Genomic DNA, 5,872 nt, shown 5'->3' on the forward strand with positions numbered 1-5,872 from the left:
GAGCCAGGCCGAGCAGGCGGAGCGCATCAAGCGCACGCTGGCGCTCGTCAACCTCTCGGGCTTCGAGAAGAAATATCCCTGGCAGCTTTCCGGCGGCATGCAGCAGCGCGCCTCGATCGCGCGCGCCTTGGCCTTCGATGCGGACCTGCTCCTGATGGACGAGCCGTTCGGCGCGCTCGACGAGATCGTGCGGGACCATCTGAACGAGCAGCTCCTCGAGCTCTGGGACCGCACCAACAAGACGATCTGCTTCGTCACCCATTCGATCCCGGAGGCTGTCTATCTGTCGACCCGCATCGTGGTGATGTCGCCGCGGCCCGGCCGCGTCACCGACATCATCGAATCGACGCTGCCGCGGAAGCGCCCGCTCGACATCCGCGAGACGCCGGAGTTTTTGGCGATCGCCGCGCGCGTGCGGGATGGGTTGAGGGCGGGGCACAGCTATGATGATTGAGGGGAGGGCGAATGAGTGCAGACGAGGCCCCCACGCCTTCGTCATCCTAGGGCGGAGCGACGCGAAGCGGAGCGCAGACCCTAGGATCCATGCCGTGATGTTGGTCGAAGGGCGTAAGCGGTCCAGAATGCGTAACAGCCAGGGCGCGGCGCAGCCAGTCATATTCTGCACCGCTGTGGGGCATCTAGGTAACGGCATGGATCCTAGGGTCTGCGCCGCGTCGCTTCGCTCCTTGCTCCGCCCTAGGATGACGAAGAGCGGGTACGCCACGGCACGTCAGTCCAAGCTGCCCGGCCTTCGCTTCGCTCCGGCCACCCTCTCCCCGGTGGGGAGAGGAGGGGAGCCGCGCTAGATGGACTCCTTCCGCTCGAAAATCATCCCCGTCACCGCCATCCTCGCCGGCGTGGTGGTGCTCTGGTACGCCTTCGCCGTCATCCTCAACGCGCCGTTCCAGCGCGATCTCGATCAGCGCGGCAATGAGACGCCCGGCGCGGTCGAGTTCATCGGCAAGACGCTGTCGCAGCCGAAGCCGACGCTGCCGGCGCCGCATCAGGTGGCGGTGAATTTCTTCGAAAACACTTTCCTGCGGTCCATCACCTCGAACCGCAGCCTGGTCTACAACGCCTGGGTGACATTGTCCTCGACGCTGCTCGGCTTCGCCTTCGGCACCGCGCTCGGCATCGTCATTGCGGTGGGCATCGTGCATGTGGCGACGCTCGACCGCAGCCTGATGCCTTGGATCATCGCCTCGCAGACCATTCCCATCCTGGCGGTGGCGCCGATGATCATCGTGGTGCTGGCGGCGGTCGGCATCACCGGCCTGATCCCCAAGGCGCTGATCTCGACCTATCTGTCGTTCTTCCCCGTCGCCGTCGGCATGGTGAAGGGCCTGCGCTCGCCCGAGCTCATGCATCTCGATTTGATGCATACCTACAATACCAGCGCTTCGCAGACCTTCTGGAAATTGCGCGTGCCGGCCTCGGTGCCGTTCCTGTTCACCTCGATGAAGGTGGCGGTGGCGGCGAGCCTTGTCGGCGCCATCGTCGGCGAACTGCCGACAGGAGCGGTCGCCGGCATTGGGGCAAAATTGCTTGCGGGCGCCTATTACAGCCAGACGATCGATATCTGGTCGGCTTTGGTCGCAGGCTCGATCGTCGCGGCGCTGCTGGTGATGGTCGTCGGCATCGCCGGACGCCTCGTCGACCGCGCCATGGGCGGGAGGCCGGCATGACCTGGCTGAAGCCATCCTGGCAATCGGTGCTGGCAATCCTACTTTGCCTCATCGCCTTCGCGCTCGGCGCAATGACGAAGCCGGAAGCCGCCGCGCTGGCAGAGCCGGCCGCGACGATGGCCTATCCCTATATGGGCGCCAAGGGGCTGATCATCGGGCTGCTGCTCCTCGCGGCACTGGTGTCGGCCACAAAGCTGACGCCGATGGTCGAGGCCATCGTGCTGTTCGTTGGCGCCCATGCCGCCGCCTGGCTCCTGATCAAGGGTATAGCCGGTTTCGAGGGTACGGCACTGGCGCCATATTTCCTGCTGCTCGCCGCTGCCTGGCTGCTTGCCTGGCGCTGCGTTGCCTTGCTCGCCTCGTTACGTCCGAGCGAAAGCGTCTCAAGGAACGCATTGCGCCTGATCATCCCGGCGATCTTCGGGGCCTGGATCCTGATCATCTGGGAAGCGGTAACGCGCGGCGCCGGCATCCCCTTCATCCTTCTGCCGCCGCCGAGCGCCATCGGCGCGCGTATCGCCAACTCGCTGCCGATCCTGGGGTCCGATGTGCGGCAGACGATCTTCAAGGCGGTGCTCATCGGCTACATCGTCGGCAATCTCGCCGGCTTTGCCGTCGCCATCCTCGCCGACCGCGTGCCGTTCCTGCGGCGCGGTCTGCTGCCGATCGGCAACATGGTCTCGGCGCTGCCGATCATCGGCGTGGCGCCCATCATGGTCATGTGGTTCGGCTTCGACTGGCCGTCCAAGGCCGCAGTCGTCATCATCATGACCTTCTTCCCGATGCTGGTGAACACGGTCGCGGGGCTCGCCGCATCCGGGCATATGGAGCGCGATTTGATGCGCACCTATGCGTCGGGCTATTGGCCGACCTTGCTGAAGCTCAGGCTTCCGGCGGCAATGCCGTTCATCTTCAACGCGCTGAAGATCAACTCGACGCTGGCGCTGATCGGCGCCATCGTCGCGGAGTTCTTCGGCACGCCCGTGGTCGGCATGGGATTCCGCATTTCGACGGAAGTCGGGCGGATGAACATCGACATGGTGTGGGCCGAAATCGCAGTTGCAGCCCTTGCGGGTTCGGTCTTTTATGGCGTGGTCGCTCTCATCGAGAGAGCCGTCACGTTTTGGCATCCCTCTGTCCGAGGTGGATAGGGGCGGTGGGTTTGGGTGCTAACTTCAGAGGGTAACAACATGAAAAGACTGCTGATTTCTGCTTTGGCCGGCGCCATGTCGCTGGCCGCCTTCCAGGCGATGGCCGCCGACAAGGTGACGCTGCAGCTGAAATGGGTCACGCAGGCCCAGTTCGCCGGCTATTATGTCGCCAAGGCCAAGGGCTTCTATGACGCCGAAGGCCTCGACGTCGACATCAAGCCGGGCGGCCCGGATATCGCACCGGAACAGGTGATCGCCGGCGGCGGCGCCGACGTCATCGTCGACTGGATGGGCGGCGCGCTCGCGGCCCGCGACAAGGGCGTTATGCTCGTCAACATCGCCCAGCCGTTCAAGAAGGCGGGCATGGAACTGGTCTGCCCCAAGGCCGGCCCGATCAAGACGGAAGCCGACTTCAAGGGCCATACGCTCGGCGTCTGGTTCTTCGGCAACGAATATCCGTTCTACGCCTGGATGAACAAGATCGGTCTCAAGACCGATGGCGGCCCGGACGGCGTGACGGTGCTCAAGCAGAGCTTCGACGTGCAGCCGCTGATCCAGAAGCAGGCCGACTGCATCTCGGTCATGACCTATAACGAATACGGCCAAGTTCTAGACGCCGGCTACAAGCCGGAAGACCTTGTCGTGTTCAACTACTCGGCCATGGGCAACGACCTTCTGGAGGACGGGCTCTACACGCTCGAGGACAAGCTCAAGGACCCGGCCTTCGAGGACAAGATGGTGCGCTTCGTGCGCGCCTCGATGAAGGGCTGGAAATACGCCACCGAGAACACCGACGAGGCGGCCGAAATCGTCGTCGACGCCGGCGGCCAGGACGAGAACCACCAGAAGTTCATGATGAAGGAAGTGGCCAAGCTGATCGACAATGCCGACGGCAAGCTGATCCCGGCCGCCTACGAGCGCACCGCCAAGGCGCTGCTCGACCAGAAGATCATCAGCAAGGAGGCGAGCGGCGCCTACACGACCGCGATCACCGACAAGGCGATCAAGTAAGCTCCGCTCTCAACGCGGAAGGTGGAAAGGGGCGGGCGACCGCCCCTTTTCGTTGGTCGAGGTAAAATAATCGTGCGCACAGGGATACATCCGGCCGCCCGGCCGTTGAATGGGCGCATCCGCACGCCGGGGAGCCGCGAAGGATGCCGCAATCAACGGAGGTCCTTCATGCGCATCCTGCCGATGCTTTCGGCTTTAGCCGTTTCCACTGCTTTCCTCATCGCATCGCCGGCCATGGCCGAGACGATGAAGTTCAAGGCGACGCTCGACGGCAGCCAGCAGAGCCCGCCCGTCACCACCAAGGGCAAGGGCACAGCGACACTCACCTTCGACACCACCAGCAAGAAGCTCAGCTGGAACGTCAAATATTCCGGCCTCAGCGGGCCTGCCGTGGCCGCCCACATCCACGGGCCGGCGGATATGGGCGCGAATGCGGATCCGGTCATCCCGTTCAAGAAGCTGAAAAGCCCGATCAAGGGATCGGCGACGCTGACGGACGCGCAAGCGGCCGACCTGGAGGCCGGCAAATACTACGTCAACGTCCATACCGCCAAGAACAAGGACGGCGAGATTCGCGGGCAGATCGAGAAGTCAGGCGGAGCGATGTAGCGCCCGGCAGAATCGCGATCCATTCGGAAGTCGGCGGGCCGGCGCTCAGGCCTTATTGCGTATCTGCGTCAGCGTGCGGGTCGGCGTGATCGCTTCGGGATCGAGCTTGATCTCGACGATCGCCGGCTTGCCGCTGGCGCGCGCGCGTTCGAAGGCCGGCGCGAAGTCGGCGGTTTTTTCCACCGTCTCGCCATGGCCGCCATAGGCGCGGGCCAGCGCCGCGAAGTCCGGGTTCCTGAGCTCGGTGGCGACGACGCGGCTCGGATATTCCCGCTCCTGATGCATGCGGATCGTGCCGTAAATGCCGTTGTTGACGACGATCACGACGATCGGCAGGTCATATTGGACGGCCGTCGCGAACTCCTGGCCGTTCATCAGGAAGCAGCCGTCGCCGGCGAAGGCCACCACGGTGCGGTCCGGGAACAGTGATTTGGCCGCAACCGCGGCCGGCGTGCCGTAGCCCATCGAGCCGGATGTGGGCGCGGCCTGGGTGCCGAAGCGGCGGTTGCGGTAGAAGCGATGCACCCAGGTGGCGTAGTTGCCGGCACCGTTGGTGAGGATGGCGTCTTCCGGCAGGATTCTTCCGAGATGCTCGATGATCGGACCCATCTGCACCGGGCCAGGGCCGGTCTGCGGCGGCGTCGACCATTCGAGATAGGCGGTATGTGCCTTTTCGATGTCAGCCGCCCAGGCAGGCTTGGCGGCGGGCTTGCGTTTGGCGAAGGCCTCGACGAAAGCGGCGGGTGAGGCGTTGATGGCTATCGTCGGCCGGTAGACGCGGCCGAGCTCGCCGGCATCGGCATGGACATGCACCAGCGCCTGGTCGGGATAAGGGCTCTTCAGCAGCGTGTAGTCCGAGGACGGCATCTCGCCCAGACGGCCGCCGATCAAAAGCACCACGTCGGCCTGCTTGATCCGCTCCGCCAGCTTCGGATTGATGCCGATGCCGACATCGCCAGCGTAGCTCGGATGCAGATGGTCGAACAGCATCTGGCGGCGGAAGGAGCAGCCGACCGGCAGCGACCATGCCTCGGCGATCGTGCGCATATGCGCCACGGCTTCCTCGTTCCAGCGCGTGCCGCCGAGAATGACGAAGGGACGCTTTGCATTGGCGAGCAGCATCTGCAGAGCATCGAGCTCGGCTTCGCCCGGACGTGTCTCGACCGGTGTGTGCGGCAGCGCTTGCGGCGCCTCGACCTCGCTGGTCAGCATGTCTTCCGGCAGCGAGATGACGACCGGGCCGGGACGGCCCGAGGTCGCGACTGCAAAGGCGCGGGTGACGAATTCGGGGATGCGCGCGGCATCGTCGATCTCGACCACCCATTTTGCGATGTCGCTGAAGAAGCGCTTGTAGTCGACCTCCTGGAAGGCTTCGCGCTCCTTGGCATGGCTGGCGACCTGGCCGATGAACAGGAT

The 5,872-nt window shown here is 64.4% G+C and carries 6 protein-coding genes; 5 read left to right on the top strand and 1 reads right to left on the bottom strand.

Going from position 1 to position 5,872, the window contains the following annotated elements:
* The 5 genes from EOD07_RS19315 to EOD07_RS19335 form a co-directional block, all read left to right on the top strand.
* Nucleotides 1-454 (top strand): ABC transporter ATP-binding protein (locus tag EOD07_RS19315; protein WP_164772358.1); only part of this gene is annotated, 454 nt, incomplete at its 5' end.
* A gap of 352 nt (nucleotides 455-806) precedes the next feature.
* Nucleotides 807-1,685 (top strand): ABC transporter permease, encoded by an 879-nt coding sequence (locus EOD07_RS19320; RefSeq protein WP_127236606.1) that lies wholly within the window; start codon nucleotides 807-809, stop codon nucleotides 1,683-1,685.
* Entirely contained in the window at nucleotides 1,682-2,836 is a 1,155-nt protein-coding gene (locus tag EOD07_RS19325; protein WP_127236607.1) for an ABC transporter permease, read from the top strand. The genes EOD07_RS19320 and EOD07_RS19325 overlap by 4 nt, the downstream gene beginning before the upstream one ends.
* A gap of 39 nt (nucleotides 2,837-2,875) precedes the next feature.
* The gene (locus tag EOD07_RS19330) at nucleotides 2,876-3,847 is read left to right on the top strand and encodes an ABC transporter substrate-binding protein (protein ID WP_040988070.1); all 972 of its coding nucleotides are present in this window, start codon (nucleotides 2,876-2,878) and stop codon (nucleotides 3,845-3,847) included.
* 168 nt (nucleotides 3,848-4,015) lie between these two features.
* Nucleotides 4,016-4,456, top strand: coding sequence for a CHRD domain-containing protein (locus EOD07_RS19335; protein WP_073985285.1), 441 nt, complete (start codon nucleotides 4,016-4,018; stop codon nucleotides 4,454-4,456).
* A 45-nt stretch (nucleotides 4,457-4,501) separates the two neighbouring features.
* Here EOD07_RS19335 and EOD07_RS19340 read toward each other — a convergent pair.
* Nucleotides 4,502-5,872, bottom strand: a 1,371-nt coding sequence (locus tag EOD07_RS19340; protein ID WP_164772359.1) for a thiamine pyrophosphate-binding protein, incomplete at its 5' end; no start/stop codon positions are given.

This window comes from Mesorhizobium sp. M2C.T.Ca.TU.002.02.1.1, from assembly GCF_003997225.1.

Coding starts and splice junctions, on each gene's coding strand:
- EOD07_RS19320 (WP_127236606.1), top strand. CDS start 807: ATGGACTCCTTCCGCTCGAAAATCATCCCCGTCACCGCCATCCTCGCC.
- EOD07_RS19325 (WP_127236607.1), top strand. CDS start 1,682: ATGACCTGGCTGAAGCCATCCTGGCAATCGGTGCTGGCAATCCTACTT.
- EOD07_RS19330 (WP_040988070.1), top strand. CDS start 2,876: ATGAAAAGACTGCTGATTTCTGCTTTGGCCGGCGCCATGTCGCTGGCC.
- EOD07_RS19335 (WP_073985285.1), top strand. CDS start 4,016: ATGCGCATCCTGCCGATGCTTTCGGCTTTAGCCGTTTCCACTGCTTTC.